This is a genomic window from Dokdonella sp. (assembly GCF_035511235.1).
Taxonomy (GTDB): domain Bacteria; phylum Pseudomonadota; class Gammaproteobacteria; order Xanthomonadales; family Rhodanobacteraceae; genus Dokdonella.
The window spans coordinates 24,381-51,109 of record NZ_DATKFQ010000033.1 but is presented as its reverse complement, the minus strand read 5'-3'; the positions used below and the strand labels follow the sequence as shown (position 1 = coordinate 51,109).

25 protein-coding genes are annotated in these 26,729 nt (G+C 70.2%); 10 read left to right on the top strand and 15 right to left on the bottom strand.

All coding sequences use genetic code 11. From position 1 onward, the window contains the following. Positions 1 to 31: 31 nt before the first annotated feature. The 9 genes from VMR06_RS13320 to VMR06_RS13280 all read right to left on the bottom strand — a co-directional run bounded on the left by VMR06_RS13320 (position 32) and on the right by VMR06_RS13280 (position 12,116). On the bottom strand, positions 32 to 1,240 hold the full coding sequence (locus VMR06_RS13320; RefSeq protein ID WP_325377043.1) for a hypothetical protein: 1,209 nt from the start codon (positions 1,238 to 1,240) through the stop codon (positions 32 to 34). Then, complete coding sequence (locus VMR06_RS13315) at positions 1,237 to 2,667, bottom strand: J domain-containing protein (RefSeq protein WP_325377041.1); 1,431 nt, start codon at positions 2,665 to 2,667, stop codon at positions 1,237 to 1,239. The genes VMR06_RS13320 and VMR06_RS13315 overlap by 4 nt, the downstream gene beginning before the upstream one ends. Further along, entirely contained in the window at positions 2,664 to 4,931 is a 2,268-nt protein-coding gene (locus VMR06_RS13310) for a GumC family protein (protein ID WP_325377039.1), read from the bottom strand. The genes VMR06_RS13315 and VMR06_RS13310 overlap by 4 nt, the downstream gene beginning before the upstream one ends. 164 nt (positions 4,932 to 5,095) lie before the next feature. Then, on the bottom strand, positions 5,096 to 5,809 hold the full coding sequence (locus VMR06_RS13305; protein WP_325377037.1) for a polysaccharide biosynthesis/export family protein: 714 nt from the start codon (positions 5,807 to 5,809) through the stop codon (positions 5,096 to 5,098). After that, positions 5,806 to 6,618 carry a tyrosine-protein phosphatase gene (locus VMR06_RS13300; RefSeq protein ID WP_325377035.1) on the bottom strand — a complete coding sequence of 271 codons (813 nt, stop codon included), beginning with the start codon at positions 6,616 to 6,618 and terminating at the stop codon, positions 5,806 to 5,808. The genes VMR06_RS13305 and VMR06_RS13300 overlap by 4 nt, the downstream gene beginning before the upstream one ends. Before the next feature lie 267 nt (positions 6,619 to 6,885). Then, positions 6,886 to 9,726 (bottom strand): valine--tRNA ligase, encoded by a 2,841-nt coding sequence (locus tag VMR06_RS13295; RefSeq protein WP_325377033.1) that lies wholly within the window; start codon positions 9,724 to 9,726, stop codon positions 6,886 to 6,888. Between the two features lie 5 nt (positions 9,727 to 9,731). After that, the gene (locus VMR06_RS13290; RefSeq protein WP_325377031.1) at positions 9,732 to 10,154 is read right to left on the bottom strand and encodes a DNA polymerase III subunit chi; all 423 of its coding nucleotides are present in this window, start codon (positions 10,152 to 10,154) and stop codon (positions 9,732 to 9,734) included. A 10-nt stretch (positions 10,155 to 10,164) separates the two neighbouring features. Continuing rightward, entirely contained in the window at positions 10,165 to 10,626 is a 462-nt protein-coding gene (locus tag VMR06_RS13285; protein WP_325377029.1) for a hypothetical protein, read from the bottom strand. Continuing rightward, positions 10,623 to 12,116 (bottom strand): leucyl aminopeptidase, encoded by a 1,494-nt coding sequence (locus VMR06_RS13280; RefSeq protein WP_325377027.1) that lies wholly within the window; start codon positions 12,114 to 12,116, stop codon positions 10,623 to 10,625. The genes VMR06_RS13285 and VMR06_RS13280 overlap by 4 nt, the downstream gene beginning before the upstream one ends. Before the next feature lie 148 nt (positions 12,117 to 12,264). On the opposite strand from VMR06_RS13280, the gene lptF reads away from it, so the two are divergent. Beyond that, positions 12,265 to 13,383, top strand: a complete 1,119-nt coding sequence (lptF, locus tag VMR06_RS13275) for an LPS export ABC transporter permease LptF (RefSeq protein ID WP_325377025.1) — start codon at positions 12,265 to 12,267, stop codon at positions 13,381 to 13,383. Beyond that, entirely contained in the window at positions 13,380 to 14,483 is a 1,104-nt protein-coding gene (gene lptG, locus VMR06_RS13270) for an LPS export ABC transporter permease LptG (protein ID WP_325377023.1), read from the top strand. The genes lptF and lptG overlap by 4 nt, the downstream gene beginning before the upstream one ends. A gap of 23 nt (positions 14,484 to 14,506) precedes the next feature. On the opposite strand, the gene VMR06_RS13265 is transcribed toward lptG, so the two are convergent. From VMR06_RS13265 to VMR06_RS13245, 5 genes are all read right to left on the bottom strand, one after another. Further along, entirely contained in the window at positions 14,507 to 14,965 is a 459-nt protein-coding gene (locus VMR06_RS13265) for an RDD family protein (protein ID WP_325377021.1), read from the bottom strand. 49 nt (positions 14,966 to 15,014) lie between these two features. Continuing rightward, positions 15,015 to 15,266, bottom strand: coding sequence for an RNA-binding protein (locus VMR06_RS13260; RefSeq protein WP_325377019.1), 252 nt, complete (start codon positions 15,264 to 15,266; stop codon positions 15,015 to 15,017). A gap of 72 nt (positions 15,267 to 15,338) precedes the next feature. After that, positions 15,339 to 15,548 (bottom strand): cold-shock protein, encoded by a 210-nt coding sequence (locus VMR06_RS13255; protein WP_325377017.1) that lies wholly within the window; start codon positions 15,546 to 15,548, stop codon positions 15,339 to 15,341. A 268-nt stretch (positions 15,549 to 15,816) separates the two neighbouring features. Beyond that, positions 15,817 to 16,632 carry a hypothetical protein gene (locus VMR06_RS13250; RefSeq protein ID WP_325377015.1) on the bottom strand — a complete coding sequence of 272 codons (816 nt, stop codon included), beginning with the start codon at positions 16,630 to 16,632 and terminating at the stop codon, positions 15,817 to 15,819. Positions 16,633 to 16,756: 124 nt separating this feature from the next. Continuing rightward, positions 16,757 to 17,659 carry a pseudouridine synthase gene (locus VMR06_RS13245; protein WP_325377013.1) on the bottom strand — a complete coding sequence of 301 codons (903 nt, stop codon included), beginning with the start codon at positions 17,657 to 17,659 and terminating at the stop codon, positions 16,757 to 16,759. Positions 17,660 to 17,779: 120 nt separating this feature from the next. On the opposite strand from VMR06_RS13245, the gene VMR06_RS13240 reads away from it, so the two are divergent. Beyond that, positions 17,780 to 18,262 (top strand): MgtC/SapB family protein, encoded by a 483-nt coding sequence (locus VMR06_RS13240; RefSeq protein WP_325377011.1) that lies wholly within the window; start codon positions 17,780 to 17,782, stop codon positions 18,260 to 18,262. A gap of 2 nt (positions 18,263 to 18,264) precedes the next feature. Further along, complete coding sequence (locus VMR06_RS13235; RefSeq protein WP_325377009.1) at positions 18,265 to 18,630, top strand: DUF6164 family protein; 366 nt, start codon at positions 18,265 to 18,267, stop codon at positions 18,628 to 18,630. A gap of 6 nt (positions 18,631 to 18,636) precedes the next feature. On the opposite strand, the gene VMR06_RS13230 is transcribed toward VMR06_RS13235, so the two are convergent. Then, on the bottom strand, positions 18,637 to 19,230 hold the full coding sequence (locus VMR06_RS13230) for an HNH endonuclease (protein ID WP_325377007.1): 594 nt from the start codon (positions 19,228 to 19,230) through the stop codon (positions 18,637 to 18,639). A gap of 546 nt (positions 19,231 to 19,776) precedes the next feature. On the opposite strand from VMR06_RS13230, the gene thrS reads away from it, so the two are divergent. The 6 genes from thrS to pheT all read left to right on the top strand — a co-directional run bounded on the left by thrS (position 19,777) and on the right by pheT (position 26,729). Then, positions 19,777 to 21,681 (top strand): threonine--tRNA ligase, encoded by a 1,905-nt coding sequence (thrS, locus tag VMR06_RS13225; protein ID WP_325377005.1) that lies wholly within the window; start codon positions 19,777 to 19,779, stop codon positions 21,679 to 21,681. 44 nt (positions 21,682 to 21,725) lie between these two features. After that, positions 21,726 to 22,256 (top strand): translation initiation factor IF-3, encoded by a 531-nt coding sequence (gene infC / locus VMR06_RS13220; RefSeq protein WP_325377222.1) that lies wholly within the window; start codon positions 21,726 to 21,728, stop codon positions 22,254 to 22,256. 113 nt (positions 22,257 to 22,369) lie between these two features. After that, the gene (gene rpmI / locus VMR06_RS13215; protein ID WP_067649716.1) at positions 22,370 to 22,567 is read left to right on the top strand and encodes a 50S ribosomal protein L35; all 198 of its coding nucleotides are present in this window, start codon (positions 22,370 to 22,372) and stop codon (positions 22,565 to 22,567) included. A 13-nt stretch (positions 22,568 to 22,580) separates the two neighbouring features. Next, positions 22,581 to 22,940 (top strand): 50S ribosomal protein L20, encoded by a 360-nt coding sequence (gene rplT, locus VMR06_RS13210; RefSeq protein ID WP_325377003.1) that lies wholly within the window; start codon positions 22,581 to 22,583, stop codon positions 22,938 to 22,940. A 273-nt stretch (positions 22,941 to 23,213) separates the two neighbouring features. Beyond that, entirely contained in the window at positions 23,214 to 24,209 is a 996-nt protein-coding gene (gene pheS / locus VMR06_RS13205) for a phenylalanine--tRNA ligase subunit alpha (protein WP_325377001.1), read from the top strand. Positions 24,210 to 24,353: 144 nt separating this feature from the next. Then, on the top strand, positions 24,354 to 26,729 hold the full coding sequence (gene pheT / locus VMR06_RS13200; protein ID WP_325376999.1) for a phenylalanine--tRNA ligase subunit beta: 2,376 nt from the start codon (positions 24,354 to 24,356) through the stop codon (positions 26,727 to 26,729).

Sequence of the window (26,729 nt, the reverse complement as noted above, 5' to 3'; positions counted from 1 at the left end):
TGAAGCGGTCATCAGTACGGTCCGGCACCGTTCAGAACTCGACTCGATCGATGCGCAGGTCGCGCAGCTCCAGCTCGCCGCGTATCCGCTGCGCGACGCCGGGTGCGGCCGGATTGACCAATCGCAGCCACTGTCCATCGCAGCCGTCGGGCGGTATGTCGAAAGCTGCCGCGACCGTCTCCCAGCGCGGACCCGCCGGGACGCGCACGCTCGCCACGCGCCGTCCGTTGCCGGCACAGCTGATCGACCATTCCAGTCCCGGTTCGGCACGCAGGTCCGCTGCGCGCGCGGCCAGGCCGAGCCGGTAGCGGCCCGGCGCCAGCAGCAGCGGTTGTTCGAGCCCGGCACGTCCCACCGGCGACCCCAGGAATCGCAGCCGCGCGAAGCTGCCGTCGCCGTCGGCCACGCGCTCGAATACCACGCCGTCGACGCGGCGCACGCGCCAGTCGAACCCGGCATTCGACGGCGGCGATGCGAAAGCGCCGTTGTAGAGCAGCGGCAGTGCCTGCTGCGGGCCCGGCAGCGAGCCGGCCCACCGGGCGAACGCCTCGCCCCAGCGTCCCTGCCGGAGCAGCGCGTCCAGCCACGGTCTGCGTTCGGATGCATGGAGATCGGCATTGCGCTCCAGCGCGACGAACAGCGGGTCGGCGGCGCCGGCGTCCATCGCCGAGGCCACGCGCAGCAGGTCCGCGCGCCAGCGCGGCCGCTGGCCCAGGCGAACGGCGAGCGCGTCGGCGAAGGCCGGATCGGCCGCCAGGTTCGCGATCGCTTCCAGCAGGCGCGCGCGGTCGCGCGAAGGCAGCGTCAGCAAGGCGTCGATGTGCTCGAGCGCGGCCGGGAAGTCGCCCGCCTGGAGCTCGTGCGCGACCAGCCAGCCGCGGATCGACAGATCGCGCGGCGCCCGTCGCGCGGCGATCCGGTAGCGTTCGAGCTGCCGCGCGCTGCCGCCTTCGTCACCGAGCGCCCGGGCCAGCACCGCAAAGCCGGCGCCGTTGGCCGGGTCGCGGGCCAGCAGCTGCTGCGCCGTTCGTGCGGCCGCCCCGGCATCGCCGCGCTGCAGTTCGGCGTGTGCCAGTGCGAGCAGCGCATCGGGATGATCGCTGCGCACGCGCGCCGCGCCGGCCGGGTCGGTCGCCAGCAGCGCGTCGGCCCGCCACGCCGTCACAATGTGGACCGCCGCTGCCGCGAGCAAAGCCATCGTCAGCGTCATCGTGGCTGCGCGTGCGAGGGCTCTGGTCACGGTTCCATCTGCAACGCCGAGATCAGCCACTGGTGTTCTCGCCAGACCAGCTCGATGCGGATGCGGCCCGTCTCGAGCGTGCCGGTGTCGGCGGCAATGCGATACCCGCCATGCAGGACGGCCTGGTCCGGGACCACGGTCCAGTGCGGCGCTTCCAGTTCGAAGCGCGCCGCCGAGCCGCTGAGGCGGCCTTGCAGCGCCGAGCGGATGCGGACCGCCTCGTCGACCACGTCGGGCGCGTTCCATATCGGTGGTGGCGGCGCGTCGGATTCGAGCAGATAGCGCATCGCGCGTTGCACACGACGACTCGCCTGGGCGGCGTCCGGCGTCTCGGCACGCGCGGGCGCAGCCGTTCGCTCGGCAGCGACGATCGCCGCCGGCGGGGCCGATGGAGGCGTTGCCGCTGTCGCGATCGAGCGCGCGGGTCCGGGCTCGGACAAGGACGTGGCCGGCCGCGATGTCGGCGCGCGAGACGGTGGCGGCCCGGCGCCGATCGGCGGCGCTGCGGAAGCCGCCCCGCCGGGCGCACCGGCCAAGGCGGCCGGTTCAGGCGCTGCCATTGCAGGTGCTTCGACCGCGGCGGCGGCCGGCACCGGTGCATCCGCGCTCGGCGCCGGCGCGGTCGTGCCGGACGGCACCGCGAACGCGACGTCGGTCAGCTGGCGGTGCGCGGGCGGCGCCGATCCGGGGTCGGCGTCGATCGGCACCGTGCGAAGGGTGTCGATCCAGATCAGTGCCGCGCACAGCATGACCGCGCCTGCCGCCAGCGTCCGCAGGCCGGTGCCGCCGAGCGGCCGGGTGCGCCACAGCTGCGCGGACTCCTCCGGTGGCGCGCTGTGCTGCCGGAGAAGCGCCGGCGAGGGCGATCCGGCAGCGCTTCGTTCGCGTATCGCCCGGCGCCGCGGCAAGGCGGAGCCGCCGGGACCGCTCCGCCTCGGCCACACGGCCGGGTGCGCAGGATCGGCGTGGGGCGGCAGCGCGCCGCCGGCAAGAACCGGCAAGGACGACCTGCGGCGCTCGAGCTGGGCATCGTACGCGGCCCGGGCCTGATCGGTGCGCAGCCGCGCGAACGCGACGTTGAGCGTGCTCGAGAATACCGCGGCGCCGGCCGCGGCCCGGTCGGGATGCAGCCAGCTCGCCAGCAGCCGGTAGTGGCGCCGTATCAGCGCCGGTTCGGCGTCGCGCGGCACGCCGAGGATGCGGTAGGCGTCCGTGTCGTCGGCGAACAGGATCTGCTCGACGAAGAAGCGCGCCGCCGCACGCAGCTCGCGGGCTTCCGCGCTGTGTGTGGCGCCGTCCGCGCTTGCGGCCACTGCGAGCAGATCGCCCAGGCCGTCCGGCAGCGGCCGCGCCTGCAGGGTCGCACGCAGGCCGGGGGCGCGCAGCAGCGCGAGCGCCAGGTCCAGCGCGTCGCCCGCCGGCCTCATTCCCGGCTCAGGCGCGGCGCGGCGCCGTAGCTGTAGGCGTATTCGTATTCGTAGCCGGCGACGTGGGCGTCGTAGTAGGTCAGCAGGCTGCCGATGACGTGCGTGCGCGCCGCGAGCAGCCGCTTGAGCGCGGTGCGCGCCGCCTTGACGCGCGTCTGTCCGGAGCGGGTCACCAGCAGCGTGCCGTCGACGAGGTGCGAGAGGATCGGAGCGTCGGCGATGCCGAGCACCGGCGGTCCGTCGATGATCACCTGATCGAAGGTCTTGGCGGCGATCGTCAGCATCGATACCAGCCGGTTGCTCGACAGCAGCTCGGCCGGGTTCGGCGGCAGCGGCCCCGACAGGATCACCTTGAGCCGTTCGTCGTCGGTGCGCAGGACCGACTGGCTCAACGTGGCGGTACCCGCCAGCAGGCTGCTGAGGCCGGCCTCGCACCGGGTGCCGAGCAGATGATGCAGCGACGGATTGCGCATGTCCGCCTCGATCAGCAGGACGCGTTTGCCGAGCTGCGCGAAGTTGCGCGCCAGGACCAGCGCGGACGTCGACTTGCCCTCGGCGACGCTGGCGCTGGTCACCAGCAGCACCTTCGGCGCTCCGTTCTCGGTCGAGAACTGCAGGGCGGTGCGCGCCGAGCGATAGCTTTCCGAGAACGCCGAGCGCGGGTCGGCCAGTGCGCTCTTGACCGACTCGCGGCGCAGCCGCGGGATGATGCCCAGTACCGCCAGGTGCAGGTGCTGTTCCAGGTCTTCGGGCGTCTTGATCGTATCGTCGAGGAATTCGGCCACGGTCGCCGCCGCGACGCCGCACAGCAGACCCAGCAGCAGGCCCACGCCGAGATTGAAGACGAGGTTGGGGCGATAGCGGACGGTCGGTACGTGTGCGCGGTCGACGATCGAGATGTTGTTGCTGCCGATGCCGCCGGCGACGCCGATTTCCTTGTAGCGCTGCAGGAGGCCGTCGTAGAGCTGGCGGTTGGTGTCGACCTCGCGCCGCAGGATGTTGTAGTCGATCGAGCGATTGTCGACGTCCAGCGCCCGGGTCCGCAGCGCGTCGAGCTGCGCGATCATCATGTTCTCGCGCGCCTGGGCGGCATCGTACTCGGCCTTGAGCGAGGCTCGGATGCCGGCCCGTTCGGCATCGATCTGGCGGTCGAGCTCGCTCATCTGGCTCTTCAGTTGCAGCATCGACGGATAGTCCGGCTTGAACACCTGCAATTGCTGCTGGTATTGCGCCTGCAGCTGCGCGCGCTGCTGCTGCAGCGTGTTGAGGATCGAGTTGGCGATCGCTCCGGCCGGCAGGGCGCCTCCGCCTTGAACCTGGTTCCAGGCGGACTGCGCAAGGATGCGCTGATCCTGGGCCGCCGCCAGGGCCGCATTGAGCGCGCCGAGATTCTGGCCTTCGAGCGATTGTCCGGACTCGCCGGTCACGACGATGTTTTCCTTGAGCGCGAACGCGACCAGCGCGCGTTCCGATTCCTCCAGCCGTGCCTTGGACAGCTTGAGCTGTTCCTCGAGATAGCGCGTGGCGTAGGAAGACGCGTCGAACCGGCGTTCGATCGCCGAGGCGATGAAGCCTTCGGCGATCGCATTGGCCGCCCGTGCCGAAAACGCCGGCGAGATGCTGTCGAAGTGCACGCGGACCAGACGCGAGTTGCGGATCGGCTCGACCGTCAGACCGTGGCGTATCAGGTCGACCGCGCCGGCCAGCGTGGCGGCAGGGTCGGCCGGCTCCGGGGCATCGGGCGGATCGGGAGCGTCGGTTTCGGTGCGCGGCTGCAGAACGGCCGTCAAACGGCGCCACCAGCCGGTCGCCCGCAGGCGTTCGACCTGCGCGCCGTCCAGGTGCAGCTGGTCGGCCACGCGCTCGGCCAGTGCGCGGCTCTTGAGCAGCTCGTACTGGGTCTGCAGGAAGTCCGGAGTCGAGGCGCCTTCGAGGTTGTTGATGCCCTCCACCTTCATCGCCTGGACCGAATCGCGGTCGATCTGGAGGCTCGCCGTGGCCCGATATCGGGGCGAGGTCAACAGCGTGATCAGCAGGGCCAGCGCGACGACGCCCGCGAGCACGCTGAGCACCAGCCAGCGCCGCTTGACCAGCAGCGCCCAGTAGGCGCGCAGGTCGATCGTCGACTCGTCGCCGCCGTCCCTATCCGATGCGGACGGCGCCAGCGCAGCGGGGCCGCGCGCCGCGATCGGTCCGGACGCGCGTACCGGGGGCCGGCCGTCGCCTGCATCGTGGGATTGGGTCGGGAGCTTGTCGTCGGACATCGATCATCCTGAAGTTGCGCGACCGGCAGATTGCCGAGAACCGTCCGTGCCGTCCATCGTCGCGCCGCACGATCGCGCGCGGCCGCTTGCCATAGTCGCCGACCGCGTCATCGGTCCGGTTGCGATTGCGCCGCACTCACCCGCCGGCGTCTGCGGATCCCCCCTCAAATGGCGAGGAAGAGCGCGAACGCGGGCACGCTCCTCAGGAATTCGCGCAGGGCCGACCGGCTGCCGGACCGTTCCACCACGATGATGTCGTCTCCATAAATCGACGGATCGGGAGCGGCGCCGCGGCGCACCGCGGCGATATCGAAGGCGGCGGCCTTGCGTTGGCCGTCGATCTGCCGGAAGACGACGATGCCCTGTGGATCGGCCAGATCGTGCAGGCCCTGCGCCATCGCGATCGCCTGCAGCAGGGTCGTCCTGCCGGTCAGCGGATAGATGCCCGGCTTGTTGACCGCGCCTTCCAGCGTGACGCGCTGACTGGTGAATTCCTTGACGAAGATGCTCACTTGTGGATTCTGCAGATAGCCGGCCGCGTAACGCTTCGCCAGCTCCCTCTCGAGCTCGGGAATGGTCTTGCCGCCGGCGGCGACGCTGCCGAGCAGCGGCAGCGATATCTGTCCATTGGAATTGACGCGCACGGTCCGATCGAGGTCGCTGACGCCGAATACGCTGATCTCGAGCAAATCCTGCGCGCCGATGCGGTAATCGGTCTCGCCTTCGTAGGCGCCCGAGGACGTCGTCGAATCCGGCGGCGGCAGCACCGCCTGAGCGGGGCGGCTCGGGCTGGGCGATGCGCATCCGGCCAGCACGAGCACGAGCGATGTCGCGACTGTCGGCAGCCAGCTGCGCCAGCGGGTCCGGCCGGCGCTCATGACCACGTTTCCGCGCCCGGCGCACCGATGCGCTGCCGCCGCCGGAAGCGTCCGGGCGCGCGCGAGCCGGTCGCGGCTGACGGCGGCAGCGCATCGGGCGGGATGTCGTCGACGATACCCTGGGGCCGCGTCCGCACCAGATGCCCGGCCTCCTCCGCGCCGACCAGGGCCGCCGCCGCATCGCGCGCCTCGGCGAGCAGCGGCGGGCGGTGCTTGGCGTCGTGCGCGTCGGTCGCCAGCAGGTGGACGTGGCCCTCGCCGACGAAGCGCTCGGCCCAGTAGCGCGCACGTTGCCCGAACCGGCCCGTCAACGCGCCGGCCGTGACCTGCAGCCAGACACCGCGGCCGGCGGCGTTCACGAAGGTCGCATAGTGGTACTCGACCCAGCTCAGCCGCTCCGGATGGGTGATGACCGGCACGATGCCGGCCGCCAGCAGCGCGGCCAGGGTGTCCTCGAAGCGGGGCGGGGCGACGTGATGCGGCGGTTCGAGCAGCAGGTAGCGCGAACCGGCCAGCGTCGCCACGCTTCCATCCCGAACCAGGCCGGTCAGTCCGGGCCGCAGGTGCACATCGGCTCCGGCGAGCAGGGTGAGCGGGATGCCCTCGTCGGACAGCGCCGACTGCAGCCTCGCGACCGCCGCCCGGATCTGCGCCGCACCGTTGTCGTACAGGCCCGGATAGTCGTGGGGCGTGCACGCCGCCACCCGGATGCCGTCGGCACTGGCGATCCTCGCCATCGCGATCGACGCGTCCAGATCGGTCGCGCCGTCGTCGATGCCGGGCAGGAGGTGGCAGTGCAGATCGATCATTCGAGAGAGCCTGATGGGAGGGTGCGGATGCCCGCCGGTGCGCGCGACCGCGTCCGTTCGTGTGCCCGTCGGTATTGTCGCGCCGGGCCCATGAGACATGGCAAACGCCGCCGCGGACTGCGAACCCGATCACGATCCGGCCAGGGCGGCGCAGCGGCCACGCGGACCGGACCGGAATCGGCCGGAACGCGGCGCGAGCCGTACAGCTGGTTCAGGTACGCGCCGCGCCGCTCGCGATCAGCGGCGCGGCGCAGATGAGAGGACGCCTCAGATGCCGTCCAGTCGGCTGGCCTGTTCGCGCAGGCCATCCAGCATCGTCGTGAAGTCGGCCAGGCGCTGGCGTTCCTGTTCGACCACGGCCGCCGGCGCGTTGGCGACGAAGGTATCGTTGCCGAGCTTGCCGGTGCACTTGGCGATCTCGCCCTCGACGCGCTTGATCTCGCGCGCCAGGCGCGCGCGCTCGGCGCTCAGGTCGATCAGGCCGGCCAGCGGGATCAGCACGCGCAGCTCGCCGACGATCGCGGCCGCGGCCGCCGGCTCGTCCTCGCCGGCATCGAGCCAGCGCTGCGATTCGGTCCGCGCCAGGAACGCGATCTGCGCGGCGAAACGCCCGGTGCGCGCGCGATCGGCCGCGCAGCCGCCGGCGAACAGCAGCGGGATCTGCCTGCCGGGCGCGATGTTCATCTCGCTGCGGATGCGGCGCAGGCCGCCGAGCACGGCGCGCAGCCATTCGGTGTCGGCGATCGCCGCCGCGTCGAGGCCGGCCTCGAACTCCGCGGCGGTCGGATACGGCCGGTCGCAGACGCTGGCCGCCTCGACGCCGATCAGCGGCGCGACCGAATGCCAGATCTCCTCGGTGATGAACGGCGTGATCGGATGCAGTGCGCGCAGGATCGCCTCGAGCACGCGCAGCAACGTGGTGCGCGTCGACGCGGCCGCGGCCTCGTCGCCGCCGCCGAGCGCCGGCTTGGTCAGTTCGAGGAACCAGTCGCAGTAGTCGTTCCAGACGAACTCGTAGAGCGCCTGGGCAACCAGGTCGAAGCGGTACACCGCGAACTGCCGCTGCACCTCCTCCAGCGTCGCGGACAGGCGCGACAGGATCCAGTGCTCGGCCGGCGTCGCCGGCGATGCCGATGCGGCCGCGCGCGGACCCTCGACGTTCATCAGCACGAAACGCGCCGCGTTCCAGAGCTTGTTGCAGAAGTTCTTGTAGCCCTCGGCGCGCTTGAGATCGAAGTTGATCGTGCGGCCGTAGGTGGCCAGCGCCGCGAACGTGAAGCGCACCGCGTCGGCGCCGACCGCGGTGATGCCGTCCGGGTAGTCCTTGCGGATCCGCTTGGCGACCTTCTCGCGCACCTGCGGGATCAGCAGCGAGGCGGTCGACTTGGCGACCAGCGACTCGAGGTCGATGCCGTCGATCAGGTCCAGCGGGTCGATCGTATTGCCCTTGGACTTGGACATCTTCTGGCCTTCGGCGTCGCGCACGATGGCATTGATGTAGACCTCGCGGAACGGCACCTTGCCGGTGAAGTACTGGGTCGCCATGACCATGCGCGCGACCCAGAAGAAGATGATGTCGAAGCCGGTGACCAGCACTGCGCTCGGCAGGAACGCCTGGTCGCGCGACCAGTCGGCGACGATACGGCCGTTCTCCTCGATCGGCGCCGCCGACGGCCAGCCCATCGTCGAGAACGGCCACAGCGCCGAGGAGAACCAGGTGTCGAGCACGTCCTGGTCCTGCTGCAGCCTGCCGACCGGCGCGACCGCGCCGTGCCTGATCGCGTCGGCCTCGTCCTCGCCGACGAAGACGTTGCCGGCCTCGTCGTACCAGGCCGGGATCTGATGGCCCCACCACAGCTGGCGGCTGACGCACCAGTCCTGGATGTTCTCGAGCCACTGGTTGTAGGTGCTCGACCAGTTGTCCGGCACGAAGCGGATCGCGCCGCTGCGCACGGCCTCCAGCGCCGGCTCGGTGATCGCGATGCGGCCGCCCGGGCCGGGCTGGCCGTCGACGCGGGTCTCGCTGGTCAGATCGAGGAACCACTGGTCGGTCAGCATCGGCTCGATGACCGCGTCGGTGCGCTGGCTGATCGGCACCTGCAGCTTGTGCTTCTTGGTCTCGACCAGCAGGCCCTGCGCGTCGAGGTCGGCGAGGATCCGCTTGCGCGCGTCGAAGCGGTCGAGGCCGCGATAGGCCTCGGGCGCGTCGTCGACGATCTTCGCATCGAGCGTCAGGATCACGATCGGTGCGAGCTTGTGGCGGGCGCCGAGCTGCCAGTCGTTGAAATCATGCGCCGGCGTGATCTTGACCGCGCCGGTGCCGAACTCGCGCTCGACGTAGTCGTCGGCGATCACCGGGATCTCGCGGCCGGTCAGCGGCAGGCGCAGTCTCTTGCCGATCAGATGCGCATAGCGCTCGTCGTCCGGATGCACCGCGACGGCGACGTCGCCGAGCATCGTCTCCGGCCGCGTCGTCGCCACGACGATGCCCTCGCCGCCGTCGGCGGCCGGGTAGCGGATCGACCACAGCGCGCCTTCGCGCTCCTCGCTGTTGACCTCCAGGTCCGACACCGCGGTCTGCAGCACCGGATCCCAGTTGACGAGGCGGCGGCCGCGATAGAGCAGGCCGTCGCGGTACCACTGCACGAACACGCGGCGCACCGCGGCCGACAGGCCCTCGTCCATCGTGAAGCGCTCGCGCGACCAGTCCACCGAGGCGCCGAGCCGGCGCATCTGGTGCGTGATCGTCGAGCCGGACTGTTCCTTCCACTGCCAGACGCGCTCGATGAAGGCGGCGCGGCCAAGGTCGTGCCGTGACTGCCCGTCTGCAGCGAGCTGGTTCTCGACGATCTTCTGCGTCGCGATGCCGGCGTGGTCGGTGCCGCCCTGCCACAGCGTGCGATAGCCGCGCATGCGGTGGTAGCGGATCAGCGCGTCCATGATCGTCTGCTGGAACGCATGGCCCATGTGCAGCGTGCCGGTGACGTTCGGCGGCGGCAGCAGGATGCAGTACGGATCGCCGTCGCCGCTCGGCGCGAAACGGCCCTGGGCTTCCCACTGCGCATACCACTTCGGCTCGATCTGGCCGGGTTCGAAACTTTTTTCCATGGCGGTCACATGTCGTTCTTTTTGAGGTCCAGCCCGCGCTGCTTGTATTCGCTCCAGCGCCGTCGCGAGCCGTCGCGCTCGGCCGGGTCGGCCGCGACGACCTCGAGCACGCGCTCGAAGCGTCCGGTCGCGCAGGCATCGCGCAGGTTGATCAGCAGCGGCCGCTCGGCCGCGTCGACGCCGGGCGGCACGATCAGCACCGGCGTCACCGCATCGTCGTCGTCGCCGGCGATCTGGTGCGGGATGAAGGCCGCTTCGTCGAACTCCCAGAGCTTGGCGTCCAGCTCCTCGGCCTGGTCGAGCGAGCGCACCAGGATCGCGGTCGGCTGGCCGCTCGCGAACGCACGTCGCGCCAGCTCGCAGACCAGCAGCAGCGGGTCCTCGCGAAAGCGCGGCTTGTCGATCAGATAGAAGTCGGCGCGGGCCATGAGGCAGCGCTCAGATCGCCGGCGCGGACGCGGTGCCGGCCCCGACCCCGAACATCAGTGCCAGCGTCATGCCGACCCCCGCCGAGAACAGCGTGCCGGCGATCACGCCGAGGAAGGCCAGCAATGCGCCGGCGCGCCGGCCCGGTTGCCGCGTCATGTAGAGGTAATAGGCGACGAACACCGTCGTCAGCAGCACCACGCCGAGGTTGAGCCACCACGGGCGGCGGATCTCGAGCTGGCGCGAGTCGAGATTGAGCCACCAGAAGCACAGCACGATGGTCGCGATCTGGTAGGCGAAGTTCAGGGGATTCACGCGCAGGTCGGCGGCGATCGCCTGCGTGGCCGACGGATCGGCCAGCTGCGGATAGTTGACGACGATCAGTGCGCCGAACACCAGGCTGATCCCGAACACCGTCGAGATCACGCGCGCCTTGCGCTTCTGCAGCGGATCGATGGGGGCAGGGACGTTCACGCGCAGCGGTCGAGCAGGTACTGCACCAGCAGCGGCACCGGACGGCCGGTCGCCAGGCCCTTGCGGCCCTCGTCCCAGGCGGTGCCGGCGACGTCCAGATGCGCCCAGCGCAAGCCGTTCGTGAAGCGCGCGAGGAAGCAGCCGGCGGTGATCGCGCCGGCGTACTTGCCGCCGATGTTGGCGACGTCGGCGAAGCCCGAGTCGAGCTGGCCCTGGTAGTCGTCCCACAGCGGCAGGCGCCAGGCGCGGTCGTGCGTGGCCTGGCCGGCCGCGAGCAGCTGCTCGGCGAGCTCGTCGTCGCGGGTCATCAGGCCCGAGGCGTGCTTGCCGAGCGCGACCACGCAGGCGCCGGTCAGCGTCGCCGCGTCGATCGTGACCTGCGGATCGAAGCGCTGCGCATAGGTCAGCGCGTCGCAGAGGATCAGGCGGCCTTCGGCGTCGGTGTTGAGCACCTCGATCGTCAGGCCGGACATGCTGGTCAGGATGTCGCCGGGACGGTAGGCGGCGCCGTCGGGCATGTTCTCGACCGCGGGCACGATGCAGACCAGATTCAGCGGCAGCTTCAGCTCGACCGCCGCGACGAACGCGCCAAGCACGCCGGCCGCGCCGCCCATGTCGAACTTCATCTCCTCCATGCCGGCGCCGGGCTTGATCGAGATGCCGCCGCTGTCGAACGTGATGCCCTTGCCGACGAACGCGTAGGGCTTGTCGCCGGCACCGCCGCCGCGCCACTGCAGCACGATCAGTTTGGGCGGATTGGCCGAACCCTGGGCGACGCCGAGCAGCGAGCCCATGCCGAGCTGGCGCATGTCCTCGCGCTCGAGCACCTCGAGGCTGACGCCGGCGCGGTTGTCGGCGATCGACTTGGCCTGATCGGCCAGGTAGGCCGGGTTGCAGATGTTCGGCGGCAGGTTGCCGAGCTCGCGCGCGAACTGCACGCCCTTGGCGATCGCGACCGCCTCGGCCAGCGCCTTGCCACAGGCCTCGGTCTCGGCTGCCACGGCCACCGCGAACGACTCGAACTGCGGCGTCTTCGGCTTGTCCTTGGGCTTGAACGTCGCCGTGTAGCGGTACGCCTGATGATCGGCGGCCAGCGCCAGCGTGCGCAGCTTCCAGGGGAGGTCGCGGCCCGGCACGTCGACCTCGGCCAGTGTCGAGACCGCGCCGGCGATCGGCAGGCCCTTCAAGGCGCGTGCCGACTCGTGAGCGGCGCGATGGAACACGGCCGCATCGAGCTTCTTCTGCTCGCCGAGGCCGACCAGCAGGACGCGCGGCGCGGCGACGCCGTCCAGCCCGAACAGCAGCGTCGTGCTGCCGGGTCGCCCGGTCACGTCGCCGCTCTCGATCAGCCGCTTGATCGCGCCGCCCGAGCGCTCGTCGAGCCGCGCCGCGGCGCTGGTCAGCACGCGGTCTTCGTAGAGGCCGGCGACCACGCAGGGCGTCTCGGCGGTTTCGGGGGATTGGCGGGTCAGACTGAACTGCAGGGTCATCACGGGCACCAGGGCAACAGGATTTGAATCGCTCGCGCGGGCCGGGCAGGTACACTGCGCGACCGGATGCGGCACAGCCCGGCAGTTTAACAGGCTGCCGGCCGCACCCCCTATCCTCGCCACCGCCGGCCGCCACCCGCTCTACCGCATGCTGCGAATCATCGACCGCTACCTGCTGCGCGAGCTGGCCCAGAGCTTCGCCGCCGTGACGGTCATCCTGCTGCTGATCACGGTCGGCAGCACGGTGGCCGACCTGCTGAACCGGATCGCGCGCGGTCGCGCGCCGGCCGACCTGCTGTTCGCGCTGATCGGCCTGCGCACGGTCGACGGCCTGACCGTGCTGCTGCCGCTGGCGATCTTCCTCGGCGTGCTGATGGCCTACGGGCGGCTCTGGCGCGACAGCGAAATGGCCGTGCTGGCCGCCTCGGGCCTTGACGTGCGCGGCCTGATCCGGCCGCTGCTGTGGCTGGCCGGGCCGGCGATGCTCGCGCTCGGCCTGGTCTCGTTCTGGCTGGCGCCGGCCTCGGTGCGGCTGGCCGACCGCCTGCTCGACGACGCCAACCGCTCGATGATCGTGGCCGGCCTGGAGCCCGGCAAGTTCGTCTCGCTGCCGGGCAGCGACGGCGTGATCTACGTCGGCGCGATGTCCGACGACGGCCAGCACTTCGAGCGGTTGTTCGTGACGACCGAGCGCGGCGACGAAGAAGACGGCTCGCGCCGCATCGACGTCATCACCGCGCCGAGCGGCCACATGTACCGCGACGCCGACGGCGAAGGGCGCTACCTCGCGCTGATGGACGGGTTCCGTGTCGAGGGACGGATCGGTGTCGACGATTTCCGCCTGATGCGCTTCCAGCGCAACGACGTCAAGCTGCCGAGCGGTGACGCCTCCGAAGGCGGCGGCGAGCGCGCCAAGCGTTCGGCGCCGACCGCCGAGCTCTGGCGCAGCGACGATCTGGTCCAGCGCGCCGAGCTGCACTGGCGGCTGGCCTCGCCGATGTCGGCCCTGGTGCTGACCCTGCTCGCGCTGCCGCTGGCGCGCTCCAACCCGCGCGAACCGCGCTATGCGCGGCTGCTGATCGCGGTGCTGTGCTACTTCATCTACGCCAACGCGATCGTGCTCGGCCGGGCCTGGATGACGTCCGGCAAGCTGGCGCCGGCGGTGGGCTTCTGGTGGATCTACCTGGCCGTCGTCGCGATCGCGGCGCTGCTGCTGTGGCGCGGCCAGCAGCTGCGCCGGCCGCGCGGCGCGCGGAGCGCGGCATGAGTGCGCGCGTCTGGGCACGCCAGACCGACCGTCTGGTCGCGCAGGCCGTGCTCGGCTCGGTCGCGCTGACCTGGCTGGTCCTGGTCGGCATCGATGCGTTCATGTCGCTGATCGGCGAACTCGGCGACGTCGGCAAGAACGACTACGGGCTCGGCAAGGCGGTGACCTACATCCTGCTGACGGTGCCGCGCCGGCTCTACGAGATGTTCGGCTACGCCGCGCTGATCGGCGGTCTGATGGGACTCGGCGCGCTGGCCGGCAGCGGCGAGCTGACCGCGCTGCGGGCGGCCGGTCTGTCCAAGCTGCGCATCTGCGCGTCGGTGGCGCTGGCGCTGCTGGTGCTGACGGTCGCCGTCACCGCGGTCGGCGAGACGCTGGCGCCGTGGGGCGACCAGCGCGCGCAGGCGCTGCAGCTGGCCGCCAAATCCAACGACGTCACGCTCGCCAAGGGCGGCAGCCTGTGGGCGCGCGACGGCGACAAGGTGGTCAGCGCGCGCCGCGCACGCACGCTCGACACGCCGGCCGGCACCACGCTGGAGCTGTTCGGCGTGCGTGTGTTCGAGTTCGACGCGGAGGGCCGCCTCGCCACGCTGATGCTCGCCGCGCGCGCGACGCACGCCGGCGGTCGCTGGCAGCTGCACGAGGCGCGCCGCACCGCGTTCTCGGCCGATCGCGCCGACACCACCGTGTCGCCGCTGATGGACTGGGATTCGCGCCTGGACGCGCGGCTGCTGTCGCTCAGCATCGTGCGCACCGACTACATGTCCACACGCGATCTCGGCCGCACGGTGCGCACGCTCGAGCGCAACGGACAGCTGGCCTCGCGCTACCGCGAGGCGTACTGGAAGCGCATCTTCTACCCGTTCAGCGTGCTGGTGCTGGCGTTCTGCGCGATGCCGTTCGCGTTCGGCGCGCTGCGCAGCGGCGGCCTGGCCAAGCGGCTGTTCATCGGCATGGTGCTGGCGATCGGCTTCTACTTCCTGCAGAGCGCGATCGTCAGCATGGGCACCGTCTACGGCTTCCATCCGGTGCTCGCGAACCTGCTGCCGCCGTTGCTGCTGATCGCGGCGGCGACCGCGTACTTCCGACGCTTCGGCTGACCAGGCGCGACCCCGTGCCGTGCTCAGGCCGCCGGCACGCGCACCAGCCGCGTGCCGGCGGCCAGGTCGTGCCAGGCGCGGGCATCGCGGTCGATCAGACACCAGATGAAGCCGGCGCCGGCGATCGCGAGCGCCGGCAGCGCGACCGCGAAGCGCAGCAGCGCGCGGCGCAGGTCGGGCGAGCGGCCGTCCGCGTCGATGAGGCGGATGCGCCAGGCGCGCATGCCGATGGTCTGGCCGCCGCGCGTCCACGACAGCACGAAGTAGCCCGCGGTGACCGCCAGCAGCGCGGCCTGCAGGCTGAAGTGGTAGAGCGGCGGCTGATGCGCCACGTCGACCTCGCCGTGGAACGCCAGCAGCACCAGGCCGGCGGTCAGCATCCACAGCGCGAGCAGCGGCATCAGGTCATAGCCCAGCGCGGCGAGGCGCCGCCACAGCGGCGCTGCGATCGCGGACGGGGGTGGGACGGGCGAAGCGGTCATCGTGCAGAGGGTGCGGAAGTCGAAGCCGGACCGTGGCGATGGGCGACGGTCAGCGGCGGCGCTTCTCGGATTTCAGCTCCACGCGCAGCGCACCGCCGGGCGTGAACGCGCCGTTGAGCGCCGAGATCGCGTTGCGGGCCTCGTGGCCCTCCATCTCGATCTCCGCATAGCCTTTGCATTCGCCGCTGAAGACGTCGCGCGCGAGACGCAGGCCGCGGACCTTGCCATGGACGGAGAATAGATCGGTGACCTCCTTCTCGGTGGACGAGCGCGAGAGTCCGCGGACGGTGAGTGTCAGCATCGATGGTTCCTCCAAAAATAAAAACGCCGGGAGTGCGAGCCTCCCGGCGCAGATGACGCTCGATTGTGTCGCTTAGAGCGGCTGGACCTGGTCGGCCTGCATGCCCTTCTGACCCTGCACGGCGATGAAGCTGACGCGCTGGCCTTCCTGCAACGACTTGAAGCCGGTCCCCAGGATGGCGCGGAAGTGCACGAACAGGTCAGGACCACTCTCGGGCGTGATGAAGCCGAAGCCCTTGGCGTCGTTGAACCACTTGACGGTACCGGTCTGACGTTCAGACATCTTTATAACTCCTGCAACGGCGGTGGTGGTAACCCTGAAAACGGAACATCCGAATCAGGACTGAGTTGCAGGGAGTAGCGAAACGAAGGATGGCGGTTGAAATGAATCGACCGCATCAGGCCACGATTCACCGTGACCCAAGCAAACACAGTACGAACCACTCTACCGTGTTTCTTAACGAAAAGCGAATAGCACTTGAAAAATTTTTTCGAGTGGCTGTTGCCCTGCAGCACGGCCGAGCCGGCCGGCTTTCGGCCGCGGATCCGCGCTACGACCAGGGCACCTGCGCGGCCGTGTAATCGAGGTGAAACCACCAGCCGCGCTCGCCGTTCAGGAAGTCGCGGTCGTCGTGGCCGGCACAGTTGCCGGTGCCGCCCGGCAGCAGCGACGACAACGGCCGGCCGCCGATCAGCGGCAGGTCCGGCGGCAGCAAGACCGCGTCGGCGTCGGCCTCGCGGACGAAGGCTGACAGTAGGCCGTCGGCCGGCACCGCCGGCGTGCCGCCGAAGCGACCGGCGAACGTCGAGGCGTGGGCCGGGATCGCGATGCCGCCCAGGTCCAGCATCATCTCCTGCGTGCTGCTGCGCAGGCACGGCGCGTCGACCGCCGCGACCGGCGGCGTATACGGATGCACCGAACCGGGCTCCGGCGCCAGGCAGGTGCCGGACGCCGCGGTCGTGTACTGCCGCGGCTGCGGCGCCAGGGCCGGATCGCGCAGGCAGGTGGTCGTCGCCATTGGCGCGATGCAGGCGCCGCCGGTGACGTCGACCGGTCCGCTGCCGCCGACCGTCAGCGGCCGGTACAGCTGCAGAAGGTTCGCATCGAGCCAGCCGTCGCCGTCCTCGTCGCCCTGGATCCGCGCGCGGATCGCGCCGTTCAACGAGAAACCGAGCAGCGGTGTATCGGTGACGTCGATGCAGCTGAAGACCGCGTCCACGTAGACGTGCGGGTCGCGCAGTGCCAGATCGGTCATGCGCATCGCGGTGATCGGCTCGAAGCCATCGGCCAGGACCAGATCCTGCGCGTGCGCCGCGGTGGCGGCGAGGCCGAGTCCGAGGGACAGCAGCGTTCTCTTCAGCGACATGGTCTTCCCTCGGCCCGATCGCGGCGCAGTCTAGGGCGTCCGGGTGCGCACCGGTAGCGGGCAGTCGCGGCGGGCCGGCATCGGGCCGCGCGACCGCCGGCCGTGGAGAGGCCGCCAGCGGAGCTCAGTCGTCCAGGCGCAGCGTGCTGACGAAGCGCCGCGGCCGGCCGTCGAGCGGATCGTCGAACGCCAGCGCGCAGGCGAGCAGGCGCAGGCGCGCCGGTTCGCCTGCGGTGCCCTCGCCATACAGATCGTCACCCGCGATCGGCGCGCCGAGCGCCGCCATCTGCACGCGCAGCTGGTGCTTGCGGCCGGTGAGCGGCTCGAGCGCATAGCGCCAGTGCGAGGCGCCGCGCGCGGCCACGTCGATCCGCGTCTGGGCATTGGCCTCGCCCGGCGCCTCGCGCATGCGCGGGAACGGCGTGCCGGCGACGATGCGCGAGCGCCGGAGCAGCGGGAACGCCAGGTCCGGCAATGCCGGCGCCAGCGCCTGGTAGTGCTTGCGGACCGCCCGCGCCGGGAACAAGGCCTGATAGCGTGCGCGGCTGGCCGGGTCGGCCGAGAACAGCACCAGGCCGGAGGTCGCGCGGTCGATCCGGTGCAGCGGCACCAGGTCCGGGTTGCCGAACCGCCGGATCAGGCGCGCCAGCAAGGTCTCGCGGACGTGGCCGCCGGCCGGCACGACCGGCAGGCCCGGCGGCTTGTCGACGACGACGAGATCGGCGTCGGCGTGGACGATCGTCTCGGCGGCCGCGACGACAGGTTCGGCCTCGACTTCGCGGAAGTAGTGCACGCGCAGCCCGGGCCGGTACGCCTGCGCGGCGTCGATCGGCTCGCCGGCCGCGTCGAGAACCAGACCACGCCGCATGCGGGCCTGCCAGCGCTCGCGGCCGATGGCCGGGAAATGCGCGCAGAGGCCGTCCAGCACGCTCGGCCAGTCCCCCGGCGGCAGATGCAGCGTGCTCGCGACGACGCCGTCGCGGATCGGGCGGGCGCGGCGCGGATCGGGACGGGGCGGGTCGGTCATCGATGCCCAGGGTATCCTGCGCGCCGGTCCGTGTCGCTTCAGCGGCACTCGCGGAGGATGCCGGCGGTTCGGCGCGCGGCTTCCGGCCGCCGGCCACAACCCATCGGCGTGGAGGCGGCAATGAGTGCATGGCAACAGATCGGCGGCACGATCGCGTCGGAGTTTTCGGACCTGCCTGACCTGGCCGAGCTCACGCGCGTCTGCGTGCGCCTGACGATCGCGGCGTTGCTGGGCGGCCTGCTCGGCTTCGAGCGCGAGCAGAAGGGCAAGGCCGCCGGCGTCAAGACGCATATGCTGGTGTCGCTCGGCTCGGCGATCTTCGTGCTGATTCCGCTGCAGGCCGGCGTGCAGCCGGCCGAACTGACGCGCGTGATCCAGGGCATCGTCTCGGGCATCGGCTTCCTCGGCGCCGGCACGATTCTCAAGGCCGACACCGAGGATCGCGTCAAGGGCCTGACCACGGCGGCCGGCATCTGGATGACCTCGGCGATCGGCATGACGGCGGGGCTCGGCCACGAGGCCTCGGCGATCCTCTGCACGCTGCTGGCGCTGGCGATCTTCGCCGTGATGCCGCGCGTGATGCGGCTGTGGGACAAGGACTGACCGTGTCGACCCAGCTGCTGAACCTGCGTCACGTCACCGACGAGGAGGCCGACGAGGTCAGGGCGCTGCTCGAGCGCCATGCCATCGCCTACTACGAGACGCGTCCGAGCCGGTGGGGCATCTCGGCCGGCGCGATCTGGATCGCCGACCGCGAGGCCGTGCCGGAGGCGCAGCTGCTGATGGCGGCCTATCAGGCCGAGCGCACCGCCCGGGTGCGGGCCGAGCATGCGGCCGCGCGCGCTGCCGGCGAGGCCGATACGCTGTGGCGGGTGCTGCGCGCGGCGCCGCTGCGGGTGCTCGGCCTGGCCGCCGGGGCCGCGGCGATCCTCGCGCTCAGCCTGCTCTGGCCGCTGCTGCTGCGCGGCTGACCGCGCTCATGCGGGCCGGCGATCGCGCGGCAGATGGTTGACCAGAAATTCCATCTGGTCGGCCAGGATGTTGCGATTGGACAGGATCAGGTGCTCGACCCAGCTCGGCCGGTACGGCACCGCGAGCAGCGGCATGTCGGCCTGCTGCGGCGTGCGGCTGCCCTTGCGGACGTTGCAGTGCAGGCACGCGGTGACCACGTTCTCCCAGGTGTCGCGGCCGCCCTTGGACAGTGGCAGCACGTGATCGCGCGTCAGGTCGCCGCGGTGGAAATGCCTGCCGCAGTACAGGCACAGCATGCGGTCGCGCGCGAACAGCGCGGTATTGGTCAGCGCCGGCGCGGGATCCAGGGCATTGCCGCGCGCATGTCCGGTGCTGGCGACGATCGGGTGCAGGACGATGCGGCTCTGTTCGCCGTCGCGCCGGTTGATGCCGCCGCGAATCGTCAGGCAGGGCTCGCCGAGCGTCCAGGCGACCGCCTCGCGCACGTAGAGGCAGACGGCGTCCTGCCAGGAGATCCAGTCCATGATGCGACCGGATGCATCCAGCGAGAGCACGCGTGTGCCGTGGATGTCGCCGATCGTTCGAACCGCTTCCAGCATGCACGCCTCCGTCTCGGGAAAAACCGGGAGTGAGATTGCTGGGTCGGCAGCATAGAACAAAAATATGACGGCGGGGAAACGTCGCCGGAGCGGTCGAGATCCGTCGCGACCGGCACGGCCGAACGCGTACGTGCGGTGCCGACCGTCGCCGGATCCGGGACAGCGTTCGGCGCGAAGCCGGACTGGCATATGCGGCGTTGCAGGCCGCTGCACGGCCCTTCGGACACGCCGGGTCGATAGATCGCCGCTGCCGGCCGGGTCTGCCGCGCCGATTGAGCACCCGTTCGCCCTGGGGTATCCTGCCCGCCCGTTTTTTCATCCGGCCAAAGGTGGCCCGCGAGCGATCGCCGGCCGAGTGTGCGACATGTCCACGCGAACCGTCCTCCGCTGATCCGTCGCCGCGCCTGAGCGCAGCCGTCGCCGACGGCCGCGCCGCCGAACCTCCGGCGCCTCCTTTTTATAACGCGAATCCCCGTCGCCTCGGCGCCGCGGGGTCCGTCGAGCGATCGGCTGCCGCCGCCCGCTCCTCCTTCCGGAACCACGATCATGATCTCCATCACGCTTCCCGACGGCAGCCGTCGCGAGTACGCGCATCCCGTCAGCGTGGCCGACGTCGCCGCCTCGATCGGTGCGGGCCTGGCCAAGGCCACGGTCGCCGGCGCCGTCGACGGCCGCCTCGTCGACGCCTCGGACCGCATCGACCACGACGCCTCGCTGCGCATCATCACGCCGAAGGACCCGGAAGGCGTAGAGATCATCCGCCACTCCTGCGCGCACCTGGTCGGCCATGCCGTCAAGCAGCTCTATCCGGGCGCGAAGATGGTGATCGGTCCGGTCATCGAGGACGGCTTCTACTACGACATCTGGTTCGAGCGGCCGTTCACGCCGGAGGATCTGGCCGCGATCGAGCAGCGCATGCGCGAGCTGATCGACAAGGACTACGACGTCGTCAAGAAGATGACGCCGCGGGCCGAGGTCATCGACGTGTTCAAGGCGCGCGGCGAGGACTACAAGCTGCGCCTGATCGAGGACATGCCCGACGAGAAGGCGATGGGGCTGTACTACCACGAGGAATACGTGGACATGTGCCGCGGTCCGCACGTGCCCAATACGCGTTTCCTGAAGGCGTTCAAGCTCACGCGCATCTCCGGCGCCTACTGGCGCGGCGATGCCAAGAACGAACAGCTGCAGCGCATCTACGGCACGGCCTGGGCCGACAAGAAGCAGCTCGACGCCTACATCCAGCGCATCGAGGAGGCCGAGAAGCGCGACCACCGCCGCCTCGGCAAGCAGCTGGACCTGTTCCACATGCAGGACGAGGCGCCGGGGCTGGTGTTCTGGCACGCCAAGGGCTGGTCGATCTGGCAAGTCGTCGAGCAGTACATGCGCAAGGTCTATCGCGAGTCGGGCTATCAGGAGATCCGCTGCCCGCAGATCCTCGACAAGTCACTGTGGGAGAAGACCGGGCACTGGGACAACTACCGCGACAACATGTTCGTCACCTCGTCGGAGAACCGCGACTACGCGCTCAAGCCGATGAACTGCCCCGGCCACGTGCAGGTGTACAACCACGGCCTGCACAGCTACCGCGACCTGCCGATCCGTTACGGCGAGTTCGGCTCGTGCACGCGCAACGAGCCGTCCGGCGCGCTGCACGGGTTGATGCGCGTGCGCGGCTTCGTGCAGGACGACGGCCACATCTTCTGCACCGACGAGCAGGTCGAGGGCGAGGTCGTCGCGTTCCACCGCCAGGCGATGGCGGTCTATGCGCATTTCGGCTTCGAGGAGATCGCGCTGAAGATCGCGCTCAGGCCCGAATCGCGGATCGGCTCGGACGCGGTCTGGGACCGTGCCGAGGACACGCTGCGCGCCGCGCTGCGCGCCTGCGGCGTTCAGTGGCAGGAGCTGCCGGGCGAGGGCGCCTTCTACGGACCGAAGATCGAGTACCACATGAAGGACTCGATCGGCCGCGCCTGGCAGGTCGGCACGATGCAGGTCGATTTCTCGATGCCGGGCCGGCTCGGCGCCGAATACGTCGGCGAGGACTCGGCCCGCCATACGCCGGTGATGCTGCATCGCGCGATCGTCGGCTCGATGGAACGCTTCATCGGCATCCTGATCGAGCACCATGCCGGCGCCTTCCCGGCGTGGCTGGCGCCCGTTCAGGCGGTGGTCATGAACATCACCGACGCCCAGGCCGACTACGTGGGCGAGGTCGCCAAGACGCTGGCGGCCCAGGGATTCCGCGTCCAGGCCGATTTGCGCAACGAGAAGATCGGCTATAAAATCCGCGAACACACGCTTAACAAAGTGCCCTACCTGCTCGTCGCGGGAGACCGCGAGAGGGAGGCTGGCGCGCTTTCCGTGCGTGCTCGCTCCGGCGAAGACCTCGGCTCGCTGTCGATCCAGGCCTTCGCCGAGCGGCTGAAGTCCGAGAGCGGCGGGCTGTGATCCGCCGCGCCCGGGTTGTGTTTTCTCCTTCGGAGGATTGACGTATCGCCACGGAAAACAAGTCGAACCGCAAGAATCTCGAAATCCGGGTTCCGCGGGTTCGTGTCATCGGCGCCGAGGGTGAGCAGGTCGGCATCCTGTCGCGCGACGAAGCGTTGAGCATGGCGCAGGAAGCCGGACTGGATCTGGTCGAGATTCAGCCCAACGGCGATCCGCCCGTGTGCCGCATCATGGACTTCGGCAAGTTCAAGTTCGAGATGCAGAAGAAGGCCCATGCGGCCAAGAAGAAGCAGAAGCAGGTCGAAATCAAGGAGTTGAAGTTCCGGCCCACGACCGATGTCGGCGACTACGCGATCAAGCTGCGCAATCTGCGCCGCTTCCTCGAGGAAGGCGACAAGGTCAAGATCACGATCCGCTTCCGCGGCCGTGAGATGGCTCACCAGGAGCTGGGCCGGGCGATGGTCGACAAGATTACAGCGGACATTGCCGAGGAGGCCGTGATCGAGCAGTTTCCGCGCATGGAAGGACGTCTGATGGTCATGATGATCGCGCCGAAGAAGAAGCAACCGCAGTAAGCCTCACAGGAACCGGCCCGACAGGGCCCACAAGCCGGATTCGAGCAGGACGGAAAGTGCGGCAGACGCCGCCGCTCGGGCCAGTCAAAGAACACAACCTAAGGAGTTGGGCCATGCCCAAGATCAAGACCAACCGGGCCGCTGCCAAGCGGTTCCGCAAGACCGCGTCCGGCAAGTTCAAGTGCGGACACGCGTTCAAGAGCCACATCCTCACCAAGAAGTCGACCAAGCGTAAGCGCAACCTGCGCGGCCCGAACCATGTTCGCGCCGAGGATGCCGGCCGCGTCGCTCGCATGCTGCCGTACGCATAAGGAGGACTGACCCATGGCACGAGTCAAGCGTGGCGTCACCGCCCACCGTCGGCACAAGAAGCTGCTGTCCAAGGCGAAGGGCTACTACAACGCCCGTCGCAAGGTCTACCGCGTCGCCAAGCAGGCGGTAACCAAGGCCCACCAGTACGCCTACATCGGCCGCAAGCAGCGCAAGCGTCAGTTCCGCGCGCTGTGGATCGTCCGCATCAATGCCGGTGCGCGCCAGTTCGGCCTGTCCTACAGCCGGCTGATGAACGGCCTCAAGAAGGCCGAGATCACGGTCGACCGCAAGGTGCTTGCCGACATCGCGGTGCACGACATCCAGGCGTTCGGCGCCCTGGCGGAAAAGGCCAAGGCTGCGCTGTCCGCGTAAATCCGGCGTCGATGCGGAGTTCGCTCCGCGTCGTGACGTGCGGCGATGATGGGGAGCAGGCGCCAGCCTCGCTCCCCATTTCGTTTCCGGGCCGTCGGATCGTCGGTGCGGCGGCCCGGTGACGCGATCCGCGGCATGGATCGCGAGCGGTCGGCGGCAGCGGCTGCCGATGCGCGGTACGGAGGGCGCGAGGTAGCCGCGCCCGGAGGTGCCGGGGCGGGCGGAGTGCCGTCCGACGGCCTGCAATTGCGATAACCGATTCGAGGTCACCGAATGGATGAACTGAGCAGCCGCGTCGAGCAGGCGCTCGCGGCCATCAAGCGCGCAGCCACGCTGGAGGCGCTCGATTCCGAGCGTGTCGCCGTGCTGGGCAAGTCCGGCTTCGTCACCGAGCAGCTCAAGGCGCTCGGCAAGCTGCAGGCCGAGGTGCGCAAGGCCGCCGGCGAGCGCATCAACCAGGCCAAGGAATCGCTGCTCGCGGCGATCGCCGCGCGCCGTGCCGTGCTCGACCAGGCCGCGCTGGAGCTGCGCCTCGAGTCCGAGAGCGTCGACGTGACGCTGCCGGGCCGGCGTGCCGAGCGCGGCAGCGTGCATCCGCTGACGCGTGCGCTCGACCGCATCGTCGAGATCTTCGCGCGGCTCGGCTACGACGTCGCCGATGGTCCCGAGATCGAGGATGACTGGTACAACTTCGGCGCGCTGAACTTCCCGCCGGACCATCCGGCGCGCACGATGCACGATACGTTCTGGTTTCCGGACGGTCGCCTGCTGCGCACGCACACCTCGCCGGTGCAGATCCGCGCCGCGCACGGACGCACGCCGCCGGTCCGCATCATCGCGCCGGGCAAGGTCTATCGCAGCGACTCGGATCAGACCCATTCGCCGATGTTCCATCAGGTCGAGGGCCTGCTGATCGACGAGACCTCGACGATGGCCGACCTCAAGGGCACGCTGCGCGAGTTCCTGCGCGCATTCTTCGGCCGCGACTTCCGCATGATGTTCAAGCCGACGTTCTTCCCGTTCGTCGAGCCGGGTGCGGACGTGGTGATCCGCTGGGAGCTGCCGGACGGCAGCTCGCGCTGGCTCGAGGTGCTCGGCTGCGGCATGGTGCATCCGCAGGTGCTGCGCAACTGCGGCATCGACCCGGAGCGCTATACCGGATTCGCGTTCGGCATGGGCGTGGAGCGCCTGGCGATGCTGCGCTACGGCGTCACCGATCTGCGCGCGTTCTTCGAGAACGACGTACGTTTTCTGCGTCAGTTCGCCTGACCGGCCGTCGCAAGACGGCCGGCGGGTGCGATTCCACGGACGGGTCGCACGGACCGGCGGCTGCGGCCGCCGGTCCGCTCAACAGGTATCGGTCGGGATGGAGCCGGAGTGCGCCGTTCCGACGACTGCGAGTGTCAGGGCACCATGAAGATCTCCGAGAACTGGCTGCGCGAGCGCGTGGCACCGAGCGTCGGCCGTGAGCAACTGATCGAGCGCTTCGACATGATCGGCCACGAGGTCGAGAGCGCCGAGACGATCGGCGCCGGCCTCGACGGCATCGTCGTCGCGCAGATCGTGGCCTGCGCCAAGCATCCGGAGGCCGACCGGCTGCAGGTCTGCGAGGTCGACGCCGGCGGCGAGCGCCTGCAGATCGTCTGCGGCGCGCCGAATGCGCGGCCGGGCCTGAAGGCGCCGCTGGCGACGGTCGGCGCACGCATCGGCGAGCTGACGATCAAGCCGGCCAAGCTGCGCGGCGTCGAGTCGTTCGGCATGCTGTGCTCGGCGAAGGAGCTGGGTCTCGACGCCGATGCCTCGGGCCTGCTCGAGCTGCCGGCCGACGCACCGGTCGGGCGCGCGCTGGCTGAGTATCTGGGCCTGCCCGATACGGTGTTCGATCTCGGCCTGACGCCGAACCGCGCCGACTGTCTCTCGGTCGAGGGCGTCGCGCGCGATGTCGCCGCCGCATTCGCGCTGCCGCTGGCGCCGCTGGACGTCGCGCCGGTCGCGGCGCAGTCGCCGCGGCGGATCGAGCTCCGGCTCGGCGCGCCGGCCGACTGTCCGCGCTACTGCGGGCGCTACATCGAGGGCATCGATCCGGGCGCGCCGTCGCCGCTGTGGCTGCGCGAGCGTCTGCGCCGCTGCGGCCTGCGTCCGATCAGTCTGCTGGTCGACGTGACCAACTACGTCATGCTCGAGCTCGGCCAACCGCTGCACGCATTCGACGCCGATACGCTCACCGGCCCGGTCGGCGTCCGCCGCGCGCGTGGCGGCGAGACACTGCGCCTGCTCGACGGGCGCGAGGTCGCGCTCGACGAGACCTTCCTGCTGATCACCGACGCCGATCGTCCGGCCGCCCTGGCCGGTCTGATGGGCGGCTGGGACACGCGCGTCCACGACGCGACGCGCAGCGTGTTCCTCGAGGCCGCGCATTTCGCGCCGGCCGCGCTGGCCGGCCGTGCGCGCCGTCTGGGCCTGCACACCGACGCGGCGCACCGCTTCGAGCGTGGCGTCGATCCGGAACTGCCGCGGCGCGCGCTGGAACGCGCGACGCGGCTGATCGTCGAGGCCGCCGGCGGCACGCCGGGCGAGATCCTCGAGACCACGTCCACGGCCGACCTGCCGGTCCGCCATCCGGTGCGGCTGCGCCGCGCACGCATCGCGCGCGTGCTTGGCATCGAGGTGCCGGACGCGGAGGTGACGCGCATCCTCTCGGCGCTCGGCCTGCAGGTCCGGGCCGACGATGAGGGCTGGATCGCGACGCCGCCGAGCCACCGCTTCGACATCGCGATCGAGGAAGACCTGATCGAGGAGGTCGCGCGCATCCATGGCTACGAGCACATTCCCGACCGCGCGCCGGGTGGCCAGCTGGCCGGCCCGACGCTGCGCGAGGACAGGCTCGCACTGCGCCCGCTGCGCGAGCAGATGGCCGCGCGCGGCTATCTGGAAGCGATCACCTACGCCTTCGTCGGCCGCGAACAGCTGGCCGACTGGGGGCTGGACGAAGGCGCGATCGCGCTGGCCAATCCGCTGTCGGCGGATCTGGCGGTCATGCGCACCAGCCTGCTGCCCGGTCTGGTGTCGGCGCTGGCCGGCAACCGCAGCCGTCAGCAGGCGCGCGTGCGCCTGTTCGAGATCGGCCGCGCGTACCACGCCGGCGCCGAGCGGCCGCGCGAGACCGCGCGCATCGCCGCCGTCGCCGACGGCACGGCATTCGCCGAGCAGTGGGGCGAGGCGGCGCGCCCGCTCGACTACTTCGACCTCAAGGGCGACGTCGAATCGCTGTTCGCGCTGGCCGGCGCCGACGCGGCCGCGTTCACGTTCCGCGCCGGCGGTCCGGCCTGGCTGCATCCGGGCCGTTCGGCGACCGTTGAGCGTGCCGGCGCGGTGGTCGGCCATCTGGGGGCCCTGCATCCGCAGCTGCAGAAGCGGCTCGATCTGGACGCCGACGTCTACGTGTTCGAGCTCGATCTCGACGGCGTGGCGCCGCGCGCGGTGCCGAAAGCCGCCGAGGTGTCGCGCTATCCGTCGTTGCGTCGCGACATCGCGGTCGTGGTGCCCGAATCGGTGACCTGGGCGCAGATCCACGCGACCGTGCGCGACGCGGTCGGCGCCGAGCTGAACGAGCTCGTCCTGTTCGACCGTTACGTCGGTCACAATCTCGGAACCGGGATGAAAAGCCTGGCTATGGGCTTGATTTTGCAGGACCGTTACCGCACTCTGACGGACCAGGACGCCGATCTTTGTGTCACCCGTGCAGTCGCCGCCCTGGAACGCGGTTGCAATGCTACGTTGCGAGGGTAG

What these genes read in the sequence shown, in the direction of transcription:
- VMR06_RS13280 (WP_325377027.1), bottom strand. Translation starts at nt 12,116, where the DNA reads ATGACCCTGCAGTTCAGTCTGACCCGCCAATCCCCCGAAACCGCCGAG.
- VMR06_RS13290 (WP_325377031.1), bottom strand. Translation starts at nt 10,154, where the DNA reads ATGGCCCGCGCCGACTTCTATCTGATCGACAAGCCGCGCTTTCGCGAG.
- VMR06_RS13305 (WP_325377037.1), bottom strand. Translation starts at nt 5,809, where the DNA reads ATGAGCGCCGGCCGGACCCGCTGGCGCAGCTGGCTGCCGACAGTCGCG.
- lptF (WP_325377025.1), top strand. Translation starts at nt 12,265, where the DNA reads ATGCTGCGAATCATCGACCGCTACCTGCTGCGCGAGCTGGCCCAGAGC.
- VMR06_RS13260 (WP_325377019.1), bottom strand. Translation starts at nt 15,266, where the DNA reads ATGCTGACACTCACCGTCCGCGGACTCTCGCGCTCGTCCACCGAGAAG.
- VMR06_RS13240 (WP_325377011.1), top strand. Translation starts at nt 17,780, where the DNA reads ATGAGTGCATGGCAACAGATCGGCGGCACGATCGCGTCGGAGTTTTCG.
- VMR06_RS13230 (WP_325377007.1), bottom strand. Translation starts at nt 19,230, where the DNA reads ATGCTGGAAGCGGTTCGAACGATCGGCGACATCCACGGCACACGCGTG.
- VMR06_RS13300 (WP_325377035.1), bottom strand. Translation starts at nt 6,618, where the DNA reads ATGATCGATCTGCACTGCCACCTCCTGCCCGGCATCGACGACGGCGCG.
- pheS (WP_325377001.1), top strand. Translation starts at nt 23,214, where the DNA reads ATGGATGAACTGAGCAGCCGCGTCGAGCAGGCGCTCGCGGCCATCAAG.
- VMR06_RS13265 (WP_325377021.1), bottom strand. Translation starts at nt 14,965, where the DNA reads ATGACCGCTTCGCCCGTCCCACCCCCGTCCGCGATCGCAGCGCCGCTG.
- lptG (WP_325377023.1), top strand. Translation starts at nt 13,380, where the DNA reads ATGAGTGCGCGCGTCTGGGCACGCCAGACCGACCGTCTGGTCGCGCAG.
- thrS (WP_325377005.1), top strand. Translation starts at nt 19,777, where the DNA reads ATGATCTCCATCACGCTTCCCGACGGCAGCCGTCGCGAGTACGCGCAT.
- pheT (WP_325376999.1), top strand. Translation starts at nt 24,354, where the DNA reads ATGAAGATCTCCGAGAACTGGCTGCGCGAGCGCGTGGCACCGAGCGTC.
- VMR06_RS13310 (WP_325377039.1), bottom strand. Translation starts at nt 4,931, where the DNA reads ATGTCCGACGACAAGCTCCCGACCCAATCCCACGATGCAGGCGACGGC.
- VMR06_RS13255 (WP_325377017.1), bottom strand. Translation starts at nt 15,548, where the DNA reads ATGTCTGAACGTCAGACCGGTACCGTCAAGTGGTTCAACGACGCCAAG.
- VMR06_RS13250 (WP_325377015.1), bottom strand. Translation starts at nt 16,632, where the DNA reads ATGTCGCTGAAGAGAACGCTGCTGTCCCTCGGACTCGGCCTCGCCGCC.
- VMR06_RS13295 (WP_325377033.1), bottom strand. Translation starts at nt 9,726, where the DNA reads ATGGAAAAAAGTTTCGAACCCGGCCAGATCGAGCCGAAGTGGTATGCG.
- rpmI (WP_067649716.1), top strand. Translation starts at nt 22,370, where the DNA reads ATGCCCAAGATCAAGACCAACCGGGCCGCTGCCAAGCGGTTCCGCAAG.
- VMR06_RS13315 (WP_325377041.1), bottom strand. Translation starts at nt 2,667, where the DNA reads ATGAGGCCGGCGGGCGACGCGCTGGACCTGGCGCTCGCGCTGCTGCGC.
- VMR06_RS13245 (WP_325377013.1), bottom strand. Translation starts at nt 17,659, where the DNA reads ATGACCGACCCGCCCCGTCCCGATCCGCGCCGCGCCCGCCCGATCCGC.
- rplT (WP_325377003.1), top strand. Translation starts at nt 22,581, where the DNA reads ATGGCACGAGTCAAGCGTGGCGTCACCGCCCACCGTCGGCACAAGAAG.